Genomic DNA, 19,779 nt, shown 5'->3' with positions numbered 1-19,779 from the left:
ACAAAAAAAAGACCATCATTTCTGATAGTCTTTTTTGCTCCCCCTCTTGGGCTCGAACCAAGGACCCTCTGATTAACAGTCAGATGCTCTAACCAACTGAGCTAAGGAGGAATCACCTTAAAGGTCAATATGTTTGCTAAAAAAAGTTGCTCCCCCTCTTGGGCTCGAACCAAGGACCCTCTGATTAACAGTCAGATGCTCTAACCAACTGAGCTAAGGAGGAAGTTGTTGCTCTTTTTAGCGAGTGCAAATATAGATGATTTTTTAGTTTCTCAAAAATATTTTAACTCTTTTTAAAAAATATTTTTTCTACTTGACAATTGCCTTGTAAATGTCGTTTCCGTTAGCAAACAAAAGCAGTGTGATAAGTAGAACGAAACCAACCATTTGGGCGTTTTCAAGGAATTTATCGCTCGGTTTTTTACCACTAATGATTTCGTATAATAAAAACATCACATGACCTCCGTCAAGTGCCGGAATTGGCAATAAATTCATTACACCCAACATAATTGACAATAAAGCAGTGATTGACCAGAACGCTTCCCAGCTCCATGAATCCGGAAAAATGTTATAAATTGCTGCAAAGCCACCAACTTGTTTGTACGCCTTTGTTTCAGGATTAAAAATCATTTTCAGTTGTTTCCCGTAATCTACCAACTTGTTTTTCCCTTTTTCTAGTCCGACCGGAATAGATTCAGCAAGACTATATTCTTTGGTGCTAATTTTATAATAGCCCAATTTTTCTAATGATTTGATATCTAAACCTCCTGAAACTACACCTAATGTTCCTTTGTCAGAAACCTTAACCGTAATTGGAGTTTGTTTTAAATCACGCAAAACAACTGCAGGAATTGTTTTTCCTTTGTTTGCATTTAAAATTACTTTAGCCTGATCGTAATATTTAGCTTCTTGACCATTTAATGTGATAAGCAAATCTTTTGGTTTAAGTGAAGTATTTGGTGAATCAGCCTGAACACTTCCTATAACAAAAGGCATTCTTGGTCTAATCAATAAACTTTTCTCATGCTTTGAGAGGTCATCAATAAAATCTGTAGGTATTTTGATTGCTTGTTGTTGCCCATTTCTTTCGATCAAAATTTCTTTGGCCATAACTACCTTTAAATTGGTATCATCATCAAAATTCTCAATTTTATGACCATCTATTGAAATTATTTTATCTCCTGTTTTTATTCCCGCTTTTTCAAGTGCGGGATTCGTTATCCAAACACCGTCTTTCAAATCAGCATTTGCAACATAAGTATCACCATATGCATATGCCATACCTATATATATGATAAAAGCCAGGATAAAGTTTACCGTAACACCGCCCAACATGATAATTAAACGCTGCCATGCCGGTTTGGAACGAAATTCCCAAGGTTGTGGAGGCAGTGCCATTTGCTCCTTGTCCATACTTTCATCAATCATTCCGGAGATTTTCACATAGCCCCCAAGCGGAAGCCATCCGATACCGTAAACCGTTTCGCCAATTTGTTTTTTGAATAAAGAATATTTTACATCAAAAAATAAGTAGAATTTTTCGACTCTTGTTTTAAATAATTTAGCAGGAATAAAATGCCCTAATTCGTGAAGAATAATAAGTAAAGATAAACTCAATAGAAATTGAGAGAGTTTGATAACTATATCCATTTTGTAATTTTAGTTCGTAATTTAACGCACAAAAGTAACGTTTTCTATTTTAATTTGAGAGCGCAATATAATACATAAGGCTTTAAATGTTTGTTAATAATTGCTGTTGTCTTAATATTTTAAATTTTAGATTATTTTTATTAGTAACGTATTGCCATTTTATGTTACAAATATGTAGTAAGGTTATTTATACTGAATTACAACTATTTTACATTACAAATATTTGTGAAACTATAAACCCTAAGAGCATTGATAAAAATTTTACAGTATTTATTTATTATTCGTTTTAGAAAACTTGTTTCTAAAGATGACAATATTGCCATATTTTTAATTATACTGCTTTATTTTACTACAGCTTTCATTGTTTTTAAAAACTATACATACTTCCAAAATTATATTTTATTATTTTTTTTTGATATTGTCGGTTATCATTTGCAAAGATCTGATATCGAAATTCTGAAATTGAAGAAAAATTACAAGGTCATAATATTTTTAGAATACCTCATTTATTCCCTCCCATTTCATTTGGTTTTATTATTCAAAAAAGAATTCCTGCTCATTGCGGCTATTTTTATATTCAATATCCTTTTAATACACACACCAAAATCAAATTCTAAAACCATTCGATATCCTTTTCATTTATTTAATGTCTATTGGCACATCTGTTTCAGGCAATACAAATTAATCTATCTATTTCCATTTTTAGCGTTCTTAATTTATGCTGCATCTGAATATGAAAATGAAAATCTAATTTATTTTGTTATACTGATTTTAGCTCTAATTGGTTGTCTGCCCTCTTTTGAGAGAGAAAAAACAGAAGAAATAAAACGTAATCCTTTTAAAGCCGAAAAATATTTATGGTTCCAATTAAAGAACCAAATAATCAATACCTTTTATATTATAATTCCAGTTTTTATAGTGCTTTGTTTCTTACAGCAATGGGAGCAGTTGCTGTTATTCGGAATCGTTTTTATCCCTCCGGCTCTAAACATAATTTTAAAATATATACATTTCCATAATAATTTAACTCACCAAATTGTTTTTGCACTATTTGTTCCCTCTATCTTTTTTCTGTTTGGAATACCACTAGTAGCAATCCCTTTTATGTATAAAAAAGCCATTAAAAATTTAAAAGCCATTAAATATGCTGACCATTCAAATTGATCAAAAAAAATACGGCAATGTGTCTATATTAGAAGATATAAAAATTAAGATTGAAAAGCCTGGAATTTATGGAGTGGCTGGTAAAAATGGTCAAGGGAAAACGACATTTTTTAAATGCATTTTAGGTCTTGAACAATTTAAAGGAAGTTGCTTTCTTAATCATGAAAAACTTTTACTTCAAAATGCTGGCTGGGCGCCAACGGAACCTCCAATTTATGACGAACTTACCGCCAAAGAATTTTATGACTTTTATGCACATTTGTTAGATCTGAATACACCCATTTTTAATAAAATATTTGAAGTCCCGGAAAAGCAGTTAATCCGCGGATTTTCTACAGGAATGAAAAAGAAAACCTATTTAAATGCCGTCTTTCAAAAAAAATTTCCGATTTATATCTTAGACGAACCTTTTAATGGATTGGATTTAGAATCGAATTATTTATTAATGAACTATATTAGGGAAATTTCAAATACAAGCATTATCTTTATTTCATCCCATATTTTGGAAATTCTTTATAAAGAGTGTGATAAAATTTTTCTACTGAAAGACAAGAAAATTACTGAATTTGATAAGGATGATTTTTCCGAAATAGAAGATAAGCTTTTCAGGTAATGCTGTAAAGCACTATTTTGTTGAAAATATTTGTAATTAACAAACATTTGGATTTCTATTTTTAAGAAGATGCTTTAACTTTACTTTTTCATGACTTTAACCAATTGCTAGCTCAAACACATTAAAAGTTACATCGCTATGGCTTCACTATTATTTTCACCGCTTACTATAAAAAACATCACTTTAAAAAACAGGATCGTCATTTCGCCCATGTGCCAGTATTCTTCAGTTGACGGATTTGCAAACGACTGGCATCTGGTTCATTTAGGAAGCCGTGCCAGCGGAGGCGCCGCATTGATTATTCAGGAAGCTACTGCGGTATCGACTGACGGAAGAATTTCTCCTTCTGATCTTGGAATCTGGAAAGATGAGCATATTGAAAAACTAAAACAAATCAATGCGTTTATTGTTTCTCAGCATTCAATTCCGGGAATTCAACTGGCGCATGCCGGGAGAAAAGCAAGTGTTTCTGCCCCGTGGGAAGGAAATAAAAAGTTAGATTTCGCTCATGGCGGATGGCAGACTGTTGCGCCAAGTGCCGTTCCGTATCATGAAAACGAGCCGTTTCTTCCTGAAGCTTTGGATAAAAACGGAATACAAAAAGTAATTTCTGATTTTAAAGCTGCTGCTAAAAGAGCCGTTGAAGCCGGTTATCAGGTTCTCGAAATCCATGCCGCACACGGTTATTTATTACATCAGTTTTTGTCGCCTTTAACGAATATCAGAACCGATGAATATGGTGGAAGTTTCGAAAACAGAATCCGTTTTACATTAGAAATCGTTGAAGCCGTTCAGACAGAGTGGCCTTCAAATTTGCCCTTATTCGTTCGAATTTCTGCTACAGACTGGGCAGAAGACGGTTGGAACCCGGAAGAATCTGTACAGCTTTCGCAACTATTAAAAGGAAAAGGAGTAGATTTAATCGATGTTTCATCCGGCGGATTGGTTTCTCATCAAAAAATCACACTTGGACCGGGTTATCAGGTTCCATTTGCAGAAAAAGTAAAAAAAGAAGCCGACATATTAACCGGAGCAGTTGGTTTGATAACAGAAGCACAACAAGCCGAAGAAATTTTGAATAATGGTCAGGCTGATTTGATTTTATTTGCCAGAGAATCACTCAGAAATCCGAACATGCCTTTGGATTTTGCGAGAGAATTGAACAATGATGTTCAATGGCCAAAACAATACGAAAGAGCTAAAAATTAAATAATATAGCCACAGATTATATGGATTAAAAAAGATTTTTCTGTTGCCCCGAATTACACAAATTTTCCCTATTTTTTTTCAAATAATAAAAATATAATTCGTGTAAATTTTTGTAATTCGTGGCGAAAGAAAAAATTAATCTGTGCAAATCATTTTAATCTGTGGCAAAAAATAATTATATACAAAAATGCAAAAAATAAAAACAGCACTTTTATCATACGGAATGTCGGGAAAAGTTTTTCACGCTCCTTTTTTGAATCTTCATCCCGGTTTTGAATTATTAGGTTCCTGGGAAAGAAGCAAAAAACTGATTCAGGAAGATTATCCAGGGGTAAAAAGTTATCCTTCAATTGATGACTTATTAGCCGATGATGTGGATTTAGTTATTGTAAACACACCCGTTGGGACACATTTTGAATATGCTAAAAAAGTACTTTTGGCAGGGAAACATGCCGTTGTTGAAAAAGCATTTACGACAACCGCAGCTGAAGCCGAAGAACTGGCTCAAATCGCTAAAGAAAAAGGTTTGAAGCTTGCCGTTTTCCAGAACAGAAGATGGGACAGCGATTTTAAAACGATTCAGAAAGTAATCAATGACGGTGTTTTAGGAGATCTTGTCGAAGCCGAATTTCATTTTGACAGATACAATCCGGTATTAAGCCCGAAACTGCATAAAGAAACTGTAAACGACGGAGCCGGAATCCTTAAAGATTTAGGTCCGCATTTAATCGATCAGGCTGTTTGTCTGTTTGGTTCGCCAAAATCGGTTTTTGCAGATATTCGCTATACGAGGGAAAATACAGTAGTAGATGACTGGATCGATTTGTTATTGATTTATGAAGATTTCAGGGTGCGGTTAAAAGCTGGCTATTTTGTGAGAGAAGCCCATCCTTCCTACACTATTCATGGAAAAAAAGGTTCTTTCTTAAAACAGCGCGGTGATGTGCAGGAAGACGAACTTAAAATAGGAAAAAAACCAAACCGGGAATCCTGGGGAACAGAATTAGACGATTTTGAAGGAATCCTGCATACCGAAATTGACGGAAAACCAATCCGCGAAAAAATCAAAACACTTCAGGGTAATTATTTTGAATATTTTGATGGTGTTTATGATGCCATTACTAATAATAAACCAGAACCTGTTACGGCTCAGGATGGCGTAAAAGTAATGCAGGTTATTGAAGCCGCAATTGCGAGCAACCTGCAGAGAAAAGTTATTGATTTGTAATTCAAACATCCAGGCATGAAAAACAAAAAAGAATTGTTACCTGAAGAGCGTGAACAGCTGCTTAAAACCCTAAAAAACCGTTTTGAAAAAAACAAAAGCCGTCACCAAAATCTGGATTGGGATACTGTACAAATAAAGCTGGAATCCAATCCTGAAAAATTATGGTCTCTGAATGAAATGGAGAAAACCGGAGGTGAACCGGATGTGGTTTCTTTCGATGAAAAAACAAACGAATATATTTTTTATGACTGCTCGGCTGAAAGTCCAAAAGGACGGAGAAGTCTTTGTTACGATAACGAAGCCCAGGAATCCAGAAAAGAATATAAGCCTGAGAATAATGTTATTGACATGGCTGCTATAATGGGTATTGAACTATTCGATGAAGAACAATACAGGGCATTACAGCAGCTTGGAAAATTTGACGAAAAAACGTCAAGCTGGATCAAAACCCCTGCTGAAATCAGAAAACTTGGCGGCGCCCTTTTTGCTGATTTTCGTTACAATACAGTATTTGTGTATCACAATAGTGCCCAGTCATATTATGCGGCAAGAGGTTTTCGGGGAGCGTTAAGTGTTTAAATTCACAATTTATAAACAATAACGTTGTATATTTAATAAACAATTCGCTGTTCTTTATCTTTAAAATAGGAATTCTATACCTTTGTATCTTCAAATTTAAAATGCATTTCTGTGATAGATTTCAATCCATTAGCTTTATTCCAGACCAAAGGAAAAATTAAAAAAGTCTATCGTGAGGCAAAAGCTTCCTATTTAAAAAGAATTCGTTTTGCCGTTAGCATGCTTTATTTTGGAATGGGTTTAAGTTTTGCCACCTGGGCAAGCAGAATTCCGGATATTAAAACGGCTTTACATTTAAGTGAAGCCGAATTAGGTTCTGTGCTTTTTGCACTTCCTGTCGGGCAATTGATCGTTATGCCTTTTTCGGGAAAAATGGTAACCAAATTTGGGAGTCACCGCATTTTGATTTTCTCTTTAATTATGTACGTTTTCAGTCTGACCAATTTAGGTCTGGCTGCAAGTGCGTTTCAGCTTTCGATGGGATTATTTACTTTTGGCATATTCGGGAATTTAGCCAACATTGCCGTAAATACTCAGGGAGTTTACACCGAAACACTTTTCAAAAAAAACATCATGTCTTCTTTTCATGGCATGTGGAGTTTTGCAGGATTTACAGGTGCATTGGTAGGTTTAGGAATGCTGTCTCTTCACCTAAATCCGTATCAGCATTTTTTAATTGTTGCTGCTATTGTAGTAGTAATGATTGTTTTTAATTTTAAATTTTTAGTTAAGGCAAAAGAAAAAATCAAACCCAAAAAAGAAGGCAAAAAATTATTTACCAGACCCGATAGTTCTTTATTATGGCTGGGTATAATTGGCTTTTGCAGCATGGCAAGCGAAGGTGTCATGTTTGACTGGAGCGGTATTTATTTTAAAGATATCGTAAAAGCGCCGGGTGCCTTGGTAATTTTAGGATACACTTCCTTTATGATTATGATGGCCAGCGGGAGATTTATCGGAGATGCCATGAATAATAAATTTGGCCGGAAACGGGTCATGCAAATTAGTGGCTGTATGATTTCACTTGGTCTTTTTACCGCTGTTTTCTTTCCGTATATTATTCCTAGTACAATTGCTTTTATGATTGTTGGTCTGGGCGTTTCTACTATAGTTCCTACCGTTTATAGCCTTGCCGGTAAAAATGAGAGTGTTTCTGCCGGAGAAGCCCTAACTATTGTTTCAAGTGTCAGCTTTCTTGGATTTCTTATGGGACCTCCTGTTATTGGATATATTGCAGAAACCTTCGGACTTCAGTTTTCCTTTGCCTTTATCGGAATATTTGGCGTTTTGATCGCTTTTATGGCTTCGAAAATAAAAGTATCGGCGTAAATCTAAATTATCAATTACTGCTTACACAAAATATTTTCGATTTCTGAAATATTTTAATAGGAAAAAAGAAATAAAAACATTTTTTGTTTTACCTTTGTAATATAATTCAGACCTAATATAAACTTATTATTTGTTTGGAAAATTGAAATACCACTAATTATCTACTTTCAAACATTTGCATTTCCAAACTCAATTTGATTTTTTTGACTGAAATTTTCTGAATTCAAAAGTTTCAGTCAAAAAAGATTTATACCCTTTTCTTGTAAAAAAGAAGAGGGTTTTTTTAATTAATTCGGTTTACATGCACAAAAAATTACTCGTTCTTATACTCCTTTTTATTTTTAAAATTGCTTCAGCCCAAAAAGAAACTATTTTTTCAGGGCGTGTTATGGATTCTAAAACTCAGAATCCTTTAGAAAATGTAGTCGTTAGTATCCAAAATTCAGCTTTAATGCAGCTGACCAAAAATGATGGAACTTTCGAATTACATACTGCATTGCCCGGCGAGCAACTGCTTTTAATACACAGTCAGGGTTACAGGGATCTGCTTCTGAAAGTAAATACGAATGCTGGTCAAAAAGTAAATCTCGGCATCTTATTATTAGAAGAAGATCAAATCGAAAATCTTCAAACCACCATTATTTCACTTTTAGAAAGCGACCTGAACGAAGACAACACTTCATCAGAAACTACCTCCGGACTTTTGCAATCTTCAAAAGATGCTTTTTTGCAGGCAGCAGCATTCAATTGGGGACAAGCAAGATTTAGCCTCCGCGGATTAGACAGCGAAAACGCAACGATGATGCTTAATGGCGTTAAAATGAATAAAATTTACGATGGAAGACCCCAGTGGAATAATTGGGGAGGATTAAATGATGTTCTCAGAAATCAGGAATTTACCATTGGCCCTGCTCCTTCTGACTATACTTTTGGAGGGATTTTAGGCACACAGCAAATCTTCACCCAGGCATCAGCCTATAGAAAGGGAATCCGGATGTCTTTTTCAGGAACCAATACCAATTACAACTGGAGAACCATGATTACTTATGCTTCGGGCATGCAATCTTCCGGCTGGGCTTATGTTTTTTCGGTTGGAAAACGCTGGGCTGACGAAGGTTATTTTGAAGGAACAAATTATAATGCGAACTCTTTTTTTATAAGTATTGAGAAAAAATTAAATCCGAAACATTCTTTAAATTTTACCGGTTTTTTTACACCAAATGCACGTGGAAAAAATTCGCCAAATACTGATGAAATTATTAATTTAAAATCGGAGCAATACAACTCGTATTGGGGATATCAAAGTGGCGAAAAACGAAATGCAAGAGTAAAAAACGTCGAAGAACCTTTGCTCATGCTCAATCATTATTTTAAAATTAATGACCATACTAACCTCACATCTTCCATTATGTACCAATTTGGAAAAGTGGGTAACAGCAATATTGATTTTCAAAACGCAGACAGTCCTGACCCCACTTATTACAGAAAATTGCCGAGTTATTTTACCTCCCTTTATTCGGCTGACAAGGGAGAATTTTCAGGAGCATTTACTCCTGATTATGAAAATGCAGTAATAAGCAAAACATTATTTTCACAAAATTCGCAAATCAACTGGGATTCAATGTACAGAGCGAATCAGAAACCTATAACCAATTCTGAAGGAAGCATTACAGGATACGAACCTTCAAAAAGTAATTATGTTTTGTATGAAGACAGAACCGATGACAAAACATTAGCTTTAAATTCAAACCTCAACGCGCAGCTTTCAGAAAATATATTTTTTAGCGGCGGAATACTTTTTAAGAATCTAAAATCACACAATTTTCAGAATCTGCTGGATTTATTAGGCGGTGCCTACTTTGACGATATTGATTCATTTTATAAAGGAGATCAGTCGCAGTCGGATTTAAAAAACCCGGATCGCCAGGTAAAAACAGGTGATCGTTATGGTTATAATTTTAATTTTTATGCTACCACAGTAGAAGCTTTTACGCAGTTTAGATTTGTGTATAAAAAAGTAGACTTTTATCTGGGAAATTCATTTTCTACTTCAAAATACCAGAGAGAAGGTTTGTATCAAAATGGTATTTATCCGGAAAGTTCATTTGGCAAAAGCCAAAAAGTAAATTTTGAAAATTTCGGATTCAAAGGCGGACTTAACTATAAAATTTCAGGAAAGCAATGGTTGTTTTTTAGTGGAATGTATCAAACCAAAGCACCTTCCCTCCGAAATACTTTTTCTAATTCAAGGCTAAACAATTCAATTGTAAACGGAATCGAAAATGAAACCTTAAGCAGTGCTGATATCAATTATGTTTACCACTCACCAAAACTTAAAATGCGTATTTCCGGTTATTATGCCTTGATAAAAAATACAACAAAAACATCCTTCTTTTATGCAGAAGGAATATTTGACGATGGAGCCGGCTATGATAATACGGATGCCTTTGTAAGTCAAACATTAACCAACTTAGACAAGAAAAACATTGGTGCTGAGTTAAGTCTGGAATATCCAGTTTCGTCTACTCTTAAAACTGTCTTTTCAGCTGCTTACGGAAGTTACATTTATAACAGCAATCCAAATGTTTCTATCACCAACGATGCAAATGCGGCCATTGCTGATGCGGAAACAACTTTTGATTTTGGCCAATCATTACTCAAAAATTACAAGCAATCCGGAATGCCACAGCAGGCATTTTCATTGGGAATGGAATATCATGATCCTAAATTCTGGTGGTTTTCTGCTAATATTAATTACATCACAGACCGTTACATCGATGTTTCTCCAATTACAAGAACATCACGATTTTATATCAATCCGGCAAGTGGTTTCAATTTTCCGGAAGCTTCAGAAGAACGAACCAAAACGCTGCTTAAACAGGAAAAATTAAACCCGGTATCGCTCTTAAATATGACCGGCGGAAAATCCTGGCGTATTTATAAGACTACAATAGGGCTTTTTGCCAGCATTAATAATGTCCTTGATTTTAAGTATAAAACAGGCGGATTTGAACAGGCAAGAAATTCAAATTTTAGAGAATTGAATCAGGATGTCTCCAGCGGAACGCCTTCTTTCGCGCCAAAATATTTTTATGGCTATGGGAGAACTTATTTCGTAAACCTGACAATCAGTTTATAATTAAAAAAACTTTTTCCAAATGAAAAACAACTATAAAAACCTTATTTCGATAGTATTTGTATTGCTTTTTTGCAATTGCAGTGAAGATGTGGCTGTTCCAAAATTAGAATGCACACAACCTGATTTTACGGTGAACAGAACAGTTCATGATGTCCTTAAAACCGCTACAATTACCGCTACAAAATATGTTTATGATGATGTAATTGAAGCGTATGTAGTTTCAAGCGACGAAAACGGAAATTTTTTCAAAATCCTGTATCTTCAGACTTTAGCAACAGAAACCAAACCGTCTGTAGGTTTTAGTGTTGCTGTGGATGCGACAAATACTTACATTGATTACCGTATTGGAAATAAAGTCTATATAAAATTAAAAGATCAGTTTACCGATTTATTTTACGGCGGAATGCGGATTGGAAGTTTATATGAAGGCAGTTCGGGAACAGCATCTGTTGGAAGAATTTCGCAAAATGATTATAAAAATGTATTACATGCATCATGTACGATAATGAATGAAGATGAATTAGTGAATTCAATTTCTATTGAAGAAGCTTTGGAGGACAGTAAGCTCAACACACTTATAGAATTATCAGATGTCCAGTTTTTGGAAGCGGCTATTGGCCGTCATTATTTTGAAGAAGCTAATAATGTTGGAGGATCTACGAATTGGGGATTAAGAGACAAATCCGGAAATCAGATTATTTTCAGGACGAGCAGTTTTGCCGATTTTTCGACCCATTTAGTTCCGGAGGGAAGCGGAAAAGTGCGCGGAATTTTAACCAAATATGGTTCCGATTATCAGTTAATGGTCCGCTCTGAAAAAGATGTCGTCATGGATGGAAAAAGTAATGTTCCGTTTTTTACTGAAGATTTTCAAACGGTTACAAATAATGTCAATTTCGCATTACCAGACTGGAGCAATATTGTAGAGAAAGCTTCAAAATTATGGAGAACTATGGTTACTGCCGGAAACGGATATGCCGAGTTTAATACCACCAGCACGACAGCAGCAGAGAATGTTGCCTGGCTTATAACCCCGAAAATTAATTTGACGAATTATAAAAATACGGTATTTTCTTTTAGAAGTGCGCAACATGACTTAAAAGTTGATTCGCCTTTGAATGGTTTAGAAGTTTATATCTCAACTAATTTTGACGGATCAGAAGTAGATAAAGCCACCTGGATAAAATTAAATGCCAAAATAGCATCACTTTCTACGCCAACACGCCAGTTTATTAGTTCAGGAGGAATTGACCTATCTGCTTATTCAGGAAATGTCAATATTGCATTTAAATATACCGGATCAGGAAAAGATAAAACTCTTAATGGAGCATTTATGGTTGATGATGTAAAAATGTTTGGAGAAAAATAAGTTTCGAAAACAATATAATCCAATGACTTACAATAATAAAATGGTAATAAAAATCTAATTATTGTGTTTTTCAGTTGTTTGATTGTTAAAATTTAATAGAATTTTGTATTTTGGTCATCCCAAATTAAAACTTCTTATGAAAAAAATTTACCTGCTAGCCATTCTTGCAATGGTTTCTACCGGTTTGCTGCACAGTCAGGACAATCCGGTTCGATTGAAACAGATTAACATCGTAAAAACAAATTATCAAAATTCTAAAGACGGTGAAATTGTAAACAAAACGGTTGTTTTTAAAGATGGAAAAATCGAAACCATCACTACCTCAGATGTTATTCAGAAATTCTTTTATAACAAAAACGGATTACTGGATATGACTGTAAAAGATAAGATAGGAAGTGACTGGAAAGAAGTTACCAATTATACTTATGACGCAGACAACAACATTACAAAATTTGTAAATAAGTATCATGAAGGTAATGATTATATAACCAAAACGGTTACTTTTAATTACGATGGAGCAAGGATTAAAGCCATAACAAAGAAAAGTACCAACCATCAGAATGTGCTTGAAGATATTGAATATATTGTTGAGAACGGTATTATCGTCAGACGTACCTCACGTGACAGAAACAAAGCCATTATCGGTAAAATTGAATATGTGTATGTGAACGACAATGTATCAAAACACAAAGGTTTGGTAGGAGACAAAATATCCAAAACCTATACTTTTGATGATAAAAAATCGGTAGATCAGTTAATCGTCCAGAATTTATTTGGCGATAATTACAAAATTATTGTACCCATGATTTCGTATCATGAAAATGAATTTAGCTTCGAATCTATATCGTATAATAATGAAGTTAACTTTAGTCCTACTTCAACAGCGTTGGTCGCTGTAAGCAGAAAGTACAAATACAACAAACTGAATTTCCCGATATCGTGCTCTCAAATTGAAGAAAACGGAATTGTAAAAACGGAGAAAACTTTTATTTACGAATAAAAACCCTATTCTCTGATATCCTTTAAAACCATTTAGAAAAGTAAATTTCTAAATGGTTTTTATTTTTTACAGACTATAACAATTTCTTAAATAGAACTTAAAAACTAAATTCTATAAGTATTCTATTTACAAATCATTAAATTTGCAGCTTATTCCAAGCTATGTTAGAAAAAGAAATAATAAATTTTGAAAGAACAGCCATTGTTGGTATTGTGACTCAAAATCAAAATGAAGAGAAACTACAAGAATATCTGGACGAACTGGAGTTTTTAACTTTTACGGCCGGCGGAGAAGTGATTAAACGCTTTTCGCAAAAAATGGAACGACCAAACCCTAAGACTTTTGTGGGTACGGGAAAAATAGATGAAATCAATCTTTTTGTAAAAGAAAATGCCATATCGACTGTTATTTTTGATGATGAATTAACTCCTTCACAGCAAAAGAATATTTCACGAATTATTGACTGCAAAATCCTTGACAGAACGAATTTAATTCTGGATATTTTTGCGCAAAGAGCCGAAACATCCTATGCAAGAACTCAGGTTGAACTGGCGCAGTGCCAATATTTATTGCCAAGACTTTCAGGTTTGTGGACACACCTTGAGCGTCAAAAAGGAGGTATTGGTATGCGTGGTCCTGGAGAAACAGAGATTGAAACCGACAGGCGTATCGTTCGTGACCGTATTTCATTGCTGAAAGATAAAATCAAAACCATTGATAAACAAATGAGTATTCAGCGCAGCAATCGCGGCGCTATGGTACGGGTTGCCTTAGTTGGTTATACGAATGTGGGAAAATCAACTTTGATGAATGCGATTGGAAAAAGTGATGTTTTTGTCGAAAATAAACTATTCGCAACTCTAGACACTACAGTACGAAAAGTGGTGATTAAAAACCTTCCTTTTTTGCTTTCGGACACTGTAGGTTTTATTCGAAAACTGCCAACTCAACTGGTAGATTCTTTTAAAAGTACGCTTGATGAAGTTCGCGAAGCCGATTTATTATTACATGTCGTAGATATTTCGCACCCGGATTTTGAAGACCATATCGAATCTGTAAATCAGACCTTGTTGGAAATCAAGAGTAATGACAAACCAACAATTATGGTTTTTAATAAAATTGATGCCTACAAACATCTGACCATTGACGAAGATGATCTGATTACTGAAAAAACCAGAAGACATTACACGCTTGACGAATGGAAACAAACCTGGATGAGTAATGTAGGTCAGGATAAAGCTTTATTTATATCTGCAACTCAAAAAGAAAACTTCGAAGAATTCAGAGAAATCGTGTATGAAGCGGTCCGCCAGATTCACATTACCAGATTTCCTTATAATAAATTCCTGTATCCGGATTATAAGGATGCAGTTGAGAAGGAAGAGGAATAAATCTCTGAAAAAATTAAATACAAAAAATCCCTTTGGCTTTCAAAAGGGATTTTTTATTAATACTAAAACGTCTTATATTCAACACCGTTTTTATCAGCGTAAGGCAACAAAAGCTTCATGACGCTTTCATATTTTTTATCGAGCAAAATACCTTTGGTATCGTCTAGTTTTCTGCTGGCAGTATCTATCTCTTTGTCACTTTTTCCCTCGTCAATCATTTTAGCGATTATTACAAAATCTGTTTTTTGTATTTCATCGGCATATTCAAACAAATCTAAAGCAGCTTTTACGATAGGTTTGGCCTCTTCCTCCACCTTTAGCTTTTTGATTTTTTTGATATCTTCTTTAAATGTATTGCCATACCAATATTTTATAGACTCCACACATGTGCCAGGACGCATTGATTTATTATCCGCTGTCGGAACCTGCAGGTTTCCGTTTGCCTTATGCTGGCGCAGTTCTTTGAAAACCTGTTCAAAACTTCTGGGAATTTTATTCGCATTGAGGCCAATGACTTGAAATATCTGATCCGGGCTATCATTTAACAAATTACAGGACGAAATAATAGCCGACAAAAAAAGAGCAAAAATAATTTTAAGTTTCATGTTATTATAGTTTTTAAGCATCCTGCTTTTTTATGACTGAAGCCTGCAATTTATCTATTTTCATCAAAACAAAATTTTCATAAGCATGCTGTTTTATTTCGCTTTTTTTACCTGAACTAAAACTTTCGCTTATGATATAACTTTTTATAAACTGACTTTTTTGTGCACCTAATGCGTAATACCAGCTTCCCATTTCGGAGTGTACAAAAATTACGATCTCTTCCAGTTTCATGATTTTTCTTTTAGCCCGTAACGGACTGCTCTTAAAAACCGCATTTTCTTTGGCATCAAAAGTATACCGTATTTTACTCCCTATTTGTATATCATACACACTGTGCAGGACAAAATAACCCATTAAGATGTAAATTGCCCATCGCATAGCTTCATCAAGACGATGATCAAAAAGAAATAAAATAACAATTCCCACAATAATTCCTGCTAAAAACCACCACGACAAGGAAAGCGATGGTTTTTTGGGACATAAAGAAAAAGTATGGAGTGTTTCTTCAATATTATATTTTTCCTGAATGTTCATCTGTATTTATAATTTCATGAATTTCGTTAAGTAAATTTTGCATCGATCTGGCTGTAAATCCCTGTGCGATACCGCTGCATTGTTCTTTTCCGTTTTTCATATAATACAAATTCAAAGAAACATTTATAGTGATGAAATACTGAGTGGTCCGTACAACTTCAAAATTGATAAAATCACTCAGCGGAATCCGAACAGGCGGAATAATCAGGGCATTTTTGATGAGGATTTCTCTTTGACCCATGTCAATTACGACGTGATTTATAAAAACCGAAATCAGGCATAAAACAGTCAAAATTCCAAAAATCCAGATCATCGCTGTGTTACTGATCAATACGCCTGCAAAAGCAAATGCTGCCATTCCGAAAACTACAATAAGACCAAAACCGTATTGTCTTTTCATGACATACTGGTTTCCGTTTTTTGTGAATTTTTGTAATGCTTCCATAATTATTCAACTTTTACCCCGTCAATAATTAGTGTAGCACATATTATGGACATATACGAGCTGGTATAATCCGCAGTTAATTGATCACTTAAAGAATCTATGTTCGCTTTTGTAAATTCTAATTTTCTGGAAGGCATTTTACCGTAAGAATCTACCATTGTGATGTACCCATCAAGCCCGTTTTTATTGGTCATAAAAGCTTTTAATAAAGCAATATTCTGCTTTTCAAAATCTATCGAGAAATAATAATTCTTGGTCTGCTCCTTTTTTTCAGTACCGTCAGTTGCTGTGACGTTATTTGTTGAAGTTGTAAAAGAAAACGTAGCAGAACGAACCGGCGCTACAATAGTTTTATTTCCGTCCTTTACCGTAATTTCTATTTTAACACGTTTTTCTTCCTGTTGTCCGTAACTCAATGTGGTCAAAAAACAAAATACCACCAGTATTAATGCAAGTTTTTTCTTATTCATAATTTAGATTTATTTAAAAAATATTTATAGCAAGATTACTATTTACTAAGCCTTAGAACAATTCGGAATTGGTATATGGCTGGGTTAGATTTTTATTTGGTCAGAGTTACAGTGTATAAGTAAAACCAAGCTTTAGAGTTGATTTAGGACCCTGTTTACAAATTAATTTTTCAGTCTGAAAATGTTTGGTCGGTAATCAGACAATTTGTACTTTGCTTCAGTAATATCGATATCTATGCACTTTAATTCAATAATTTTGCCTTTAAAAAACGACTATTTAAAATGCATTTTTTTCCTGTTGTTATTTGTTTTTTTTGGAATTTCAGTCCATGCGCAAAAAGCTTCTGCTACAGAAAATCTGGCTGCTTATGGATATTCTAAACGTTTCCTGGATACTGCTTCCTGCAAAAAAATGCAGCAGCTGGCATTAGATCAGGCAAAAAGGAAAAACAGTATTGATGACAAGATTATTAGCTATTCGTATTTAGCTTTAACCCAAAAACGGTTATTGCATTTAAAACAATTTTCGCATTATGCCGACAGTGCCTATTATTTATCAGGCAAAACCAATAAAATAAGGCCGAAAGCATATGCATTCCTCGCTATGGGATCATTAAAATCCTATATTGATGAGAAACCGCAAGCATTAAAATATCTTTTGGCTTCCTATAAGCTTTTTGCAAAAGCACAGGCTTATGATCAGTGTTCTAAAATTGCTGCCGATATATCCTATCTTTTTTATCCGGCGTCACCAGCTAAAGTCGAAAAATATGCCAGGGAAGCTTTATATCATGCTGCTAAAGCCGGTGATGCTGAAAGTATACTGCACGCCCGCCTTGCTTTTGGAAGCTACTTAACTGATAATCTTGAAACTTCAGACAGTGCCGAATGGCAGAAAGCAATAACTTTTTTTAAGGAAACGGTTGATTTTGCTGAAAAACATGCCAGCTCAATAGTAAGTAAAAGCAATATGGGAATTGCGTATATCAATCTGGCCGACCTTTATTCGAAAGGGCCAAAACCTATTGATGAAAAAGCATTTTTGAAAAACCTGGAAAAAGCAACTGCTATTGCGAAACAATACAATATCAGAATCATTTACCGAAGTGCCATAGGGCTTAAGGGGTTTTATTTTACAGAAAAAGGTGATTATGCCAAAGCTGAATTGTTATTTATTGAAGGAATAAAATACCAAAAAAGCCTTCCTTATACAGATAATTATCTTTTAGCTGCTTTTTACAATTCCCTCAAAGATGTTGCGGCGAAGCGAAAAGATTTTGAGGCTTACTACAATTATGATGCAGAATATGTTAAATACAATGAGTTAAAATATGATGAATCTGCTCAAAAAGTATTGCAAAATGCTGATGTACGTTATGAATCTTCAAAAAAAATAGAGCGCATCAAACAACTGGAACTCGAAAACGAGCTCGTACAAAAAAACAAATTATTGGGTTACGGAATTGCCGGTGTTTTACTGATTGGATTAGTATTTATGTTTCGTTCCTATTATTATCGTCAGCGTTATTACCAAAAGCGTGAAGATTTCCTGAAACAAGAACAGGCCAATACTGAACTTAAAGTACAGTTGATGGAAAAGGAAACGATAGAAAATCTCTCTGCACGTCTTGCTATGGAAAGAAGATTGCTGCGTTCTCAAATGGACCCGCATTTTATTTTTAATGCTTTGGGGAATATCCAGAGCATGATTCTGCAAAAAGATACGCTTCCAGCCGTTTCTTATCTGAATAAATTTGCGAAACTAACGCGTCAGGTTTTAGAACAATCACGCAAAGAAACCATTGCGCTGGACGAAGAAATCAATACTCTAAAAAATTATATCGAACTGCAGCAATTGCGTATTAATAATGGTTTTGAATATCTCATTGAATGTGATGAAACGGTTGAAACCGATGTTCTTATACCACCATTATTGATCCAGCCTTTTATAGAAAATGCCGTTGAACATGGACTGAAACCGCAGGTAAAAGAGATTAAAGGTTTGATTACCATTCATTTTACACAACATACAGATGAAAAAAACCTGATCTGTACCATTAAAGATAACGGAATCGGTTTAGCGGCTTCCCGAAAACTGAAACTAAAAGACAATCACGAATCTTTGTCTACCAAAATTACAGATGAGAGATTAAGCAAAATGCAGAAAGAAAATCCGTATGCAGGATTTGAGGTTCGGGAACGCAATGCAGATGAAGGACCTGGCTGTATCGTAATTTTAAATATTCCAATACTATAATAAAATGTACAAAACTATTATTATTGAAGATGAACAGCGACTCAGAGAGGCTTTATCGATAATGCTCGAAATGACAGCCCCTGATGAAATTCAGGTTGTGGCTTACGCCGAAAGCGTTGAAGAAGCTGTAAAACTCATTGACCGTTTAAAACCGGATCTGGTTTTTATGGATATCATGCTGAAAGACGGAACCGGTTTTGATGTGCTGCAGCAAATTTCTTTTAATTCCTTTCACCTGATTTTTACAACTGCATACGAACAGCATGCCATCAATGCTTTTAAATACAGTGCCATTGATTATCTTTTGAAGCCCATAGATCCGGAAGAACTGAAAACCGCTATAAATAGGATTGCTCTTTTACAGGAAAGGGTTTTAGAAAAACAACAGCTTACTGAATTACAAACCAATCTTTCTAAAACACCAGACCGGATTATCCTGCCAACGCAGGAAGCGATGTATGTGGTAAAGCTCGAGCAAATCATAAGATGTGAAACTTCTGGATCCTACACGACTTTTTTTCTTACTGACGGCAGAAAAATTATCGTTTCCAAACCACTCAAAAATTATGAAGATCTGCTGGAACCACCCGCATTTTTCAGGATACATCAATCGCATCTGATAAATGTGAATTGCATTGTAAGTTACTCCCGTGAAGGAATGGTCCAGATGAATGATAAATCTTTTATACCTATTTCAAGGGCAAAAAAAGAGCAGTTTTTTAAACTGATGAAAGATGAAATTTAATACGCAATATCTGTTTAAAGAAACTAAATACCAACCGGAAACAGCAGAAGA

The 19,779-nt window shown here is 34.7% G+C and carries 16 protein-coding genes and 2 tRNA genes; 11 read left to right on the top strand and 7 right to left on the bottom strand.

The genetic code is table 11. The annotated features are described in order from the left end of the window. Positions 1 to 37: 37 nt before the first annotated feature. The 3 genes from OZP09_RS13510 to rseP form a co-directional block, all read right to left on the bottom strand. Positions 38 to 111, bottom strand: a tRNA-Asn gene (locus OZP09_RS13510). Positions 112 to 149: 38 nt separating this feature from the next. After that, positions 150 to 223 (bottom strand) — tRNA-Asn (locus OZP09_RS13505). An 86-nt stretch (positions 224 to 309) separates the two neighbouring features. Next, positions 310 to 1,650 (bottom strand): RIP metalloprotease RseP, encoded by a 1,341-nt coding sequence (gene rseP / locus OZP09_RS13500; protein WP_269234259.1) that lies wholly within the window; start codon positions 1,648 to 1,650, stop codon positions 310 to 312. 1,144 nt (positions 1,651 to 2,794) lie between these two features. On the opposite strand from rseP, the gene OZP09_RS13495 reads away from it, so the two are divergent. The 9 genes from OZP09_RS13495 to hflX all read left to right on the top strand — a co-directional run bounded on the left by OZP09_RS13495 (position 2,795) and on the right by hflX (position 14,671). Then, the gene (locus tag OZP09_RS13495; protein ID WP_269234258.1) at positions 2,795 to 3,427 is read left to right on the top strand and encodes an ATP-binding cassette domain-containing protein; all 633 of its coding nucleotides are present in this window, start codon (positions 2,795 to 2,797) and stop codon (positions 3,425 to 3,427) included. A gap of 138 nt (positions 3,428 to 3,565) precedes the next feature. Further along, entirely contained in the window at positions 3,566 to 4,636 is a 1,071-nt protein-coding gene (locus tag OZP09_RS13490) for an NADH:flavin oxidoreductase/NADH oxidase (RefSeq protein WP_269234257.1), read from the top strand. Positions 4,637 to 4,823: 187 nt separating this feature from the next. Continuing rightward, positions 4,824 to 5,864, top strand: coding sequence for a Gfo/Idh/MocA family oxidoreductase (locus tag OZP09_RS13485; RefSeq protein ID WP_281309524.1), 1,041 nt, complete (start codon positions 4,824 to 4,826; stop codon positions 5,862 to 5,864). A gap of 15 nt (positions 5,865 to 5,879) precedes the next feature. Beyond that, on the top strand, positions 5,880 to 6,443 hold the full coding sequence (locus tag OZP09_RS13480; protein ID WP_269234255.1) for a DUF4256 domain-containing protein: 564 nt from the start codon (positions 5,880 to 5,882) through the stop codon (positions 6,441 to 6,443). Between the two features lie 111 nt (positions 6,444 to 6,554). Beyond that, positions 6,555 to 7,772: an MFS transporter gene (locus tag OZP09_RS13475; RefSeq protein ID WP_269234254.1), complete on the top strand. Its 1,218-nt coding sequence runs from the start codon at positions 6,555 to 6,557 to the stop codon at positions 7,770 to 7,772. 301 nt (positions 7,773 to 8,073) lie between these two features. Beyond that, complete coding sequence (locus OZP09_RS13470) at positions 8,074 to 10,911, top strand: carboxypeptidase-like regulatory domain-containing protein (RefSeq protein WP_281309523.1); 2,838 nt, start codon at positions 8,074 to 8,076, stop codon at positions 10,909 to 10,911. A 19-nt stretch (positions 10,912 to 10,930) separates the two neighbouring features. Further along, positions 10,931 to 12,280: a DUF5689 domain-containing protein gene (locus OZP09_RS13465; RefSeq protein WP_269234252.1), complete on the top strand. Its 1,350-nt coding sequence runs from the start codon at positions 10,931 to 10,933 to the stop codon at positions 12,278 to 12,280. Positions 12,281 to 12,416: 136 nt separating this feature from the next. After that, positions 12,417 to 13,280: a hypothetical protein gene (locus OZP09_RS13460; RefSeq protein ID WP_269234251.1), complete on the top strand. Its 864-nt coding sequence runs from the start codon at positions 12,417 to 12,419 to the stop codon at positions 13,278 to 13,280. 161 nt (positions 13,281 to 13,441) lie between these two features. Next, positions 13,442 to 14,671 (top strand): GTPase HflX, encoded by a 1,230-nt coding sequence (gene hflX / locus OZP09_RS13455; RefSeq protein ID WP_269234250.1) that lies wholly within the window; start codon positions 13,442 to 13,444, stop codon positions 14,669 to 14,671. Between the two features lie 62 nt (positions 14,672 to 14,733). Here hflX and OZP09_RS13450 read toward each other — a convergent pair whose 3' ends face one another. Genes OZP09_RS13450 through OZP09_RS13435 form a run of 4 tightly spaced genes read right to left on the bottom strand, consistent with a single transcriptional unit; the run spans position 14,734 to position 16,726 of the window. Beyond that, positions 14,734 to 15,276, bottom strand: coding sequence for a hypothetical protein (locus OZP09_RS13450; protein WP_269234249.1), 543 nt, complete (start codon positions 15,274 to 15,276; stop codon positions 14,734 to 14,736). 13 nt (positions 15,277 to 15,289) lie between these two features. Next, complete coding sequence (locus OZP09_RS13445; RefSeq protein WP_269234248.1) at positions 15,290 to 15,811, bottom strand: hypothetical protein; 522 nt, start codon at positions 15,809 to 15,811, stop codon at positions 15,290 to 15,292. Continuing rightward, positions 15,789 to 16,256 (bottom strand): hypothetical protein, encoded by a 468-nt coding sequence (locus OZP09_RS13440; RefSeq protein ID WP_269234247.1) that lies wholly within the window; start codon positions 16,254 to 16,256, stop codon positions 15,789 to 15,791. The genes OZP09_RS13445 and OZP09_RS13440 overlap by 23 nt, the downstream gene beginning before the upstream one ends. 2 nt (positions 16,257 to 16,258) lie before the next feature. Then, complete coding sequence (locus OZP09_RS13435) at positions 16,259 to 16,726, bottom strand: hypothetical protein (RefSeq protein ID WP_269234246.1); 468 nt, start codon at positions 16,724 to 16,726, stop codon at positions 16,259 to 16,261. 298 nt (positions 16,727 to 17,024) lie between these two features. On the opposite strand from OZP09_RS13435, the gene OZP09_RS13430 reads away from it, so the two are divergent. Next, positions 17,025 to 18,983: a histidine kinase gene (locus OZP09_RS13430; protein ID WP_269234245.1), complete on the top strand. Its 1,959-nt coding sequence runs from the start codon at positions 17,025 to 17,027 to the stop codon at positions 18,981 to 18,983. A gap of 4 nt (positions 18,984 to 18,987) precedes the next feature. Then, positions 18,988 to 19,728: a LytR/AlgR family response regulator transcription factor gene (locus OZP09_RS13425; protein ID WP_269234244.1), complete on the top strand. Its 741-nt coding sequence runs from the start codon at positions 18,988 to 18,990 to the stop codon at positions 19,726 to 19,728. Positions 19,729 to 19,779: the final 51 nt, after the last annotated feature.

The sequence above is a fragment of the Flavobacterium flavigenum genome, assembly GCF_027111255.2.
Classification (GTDB): Bacteria; Bacteroidota; Bacteroidia; order Flavobacteriales; family Flavobacteriaceae; genus Flavobacterium; species Flavobacterium flavigenum.
The sequence above is the reverse complement of the archived record's forward strand: the minus strand, read 5'-3'. Positions and strand labels throughout refer to the sequence as shown.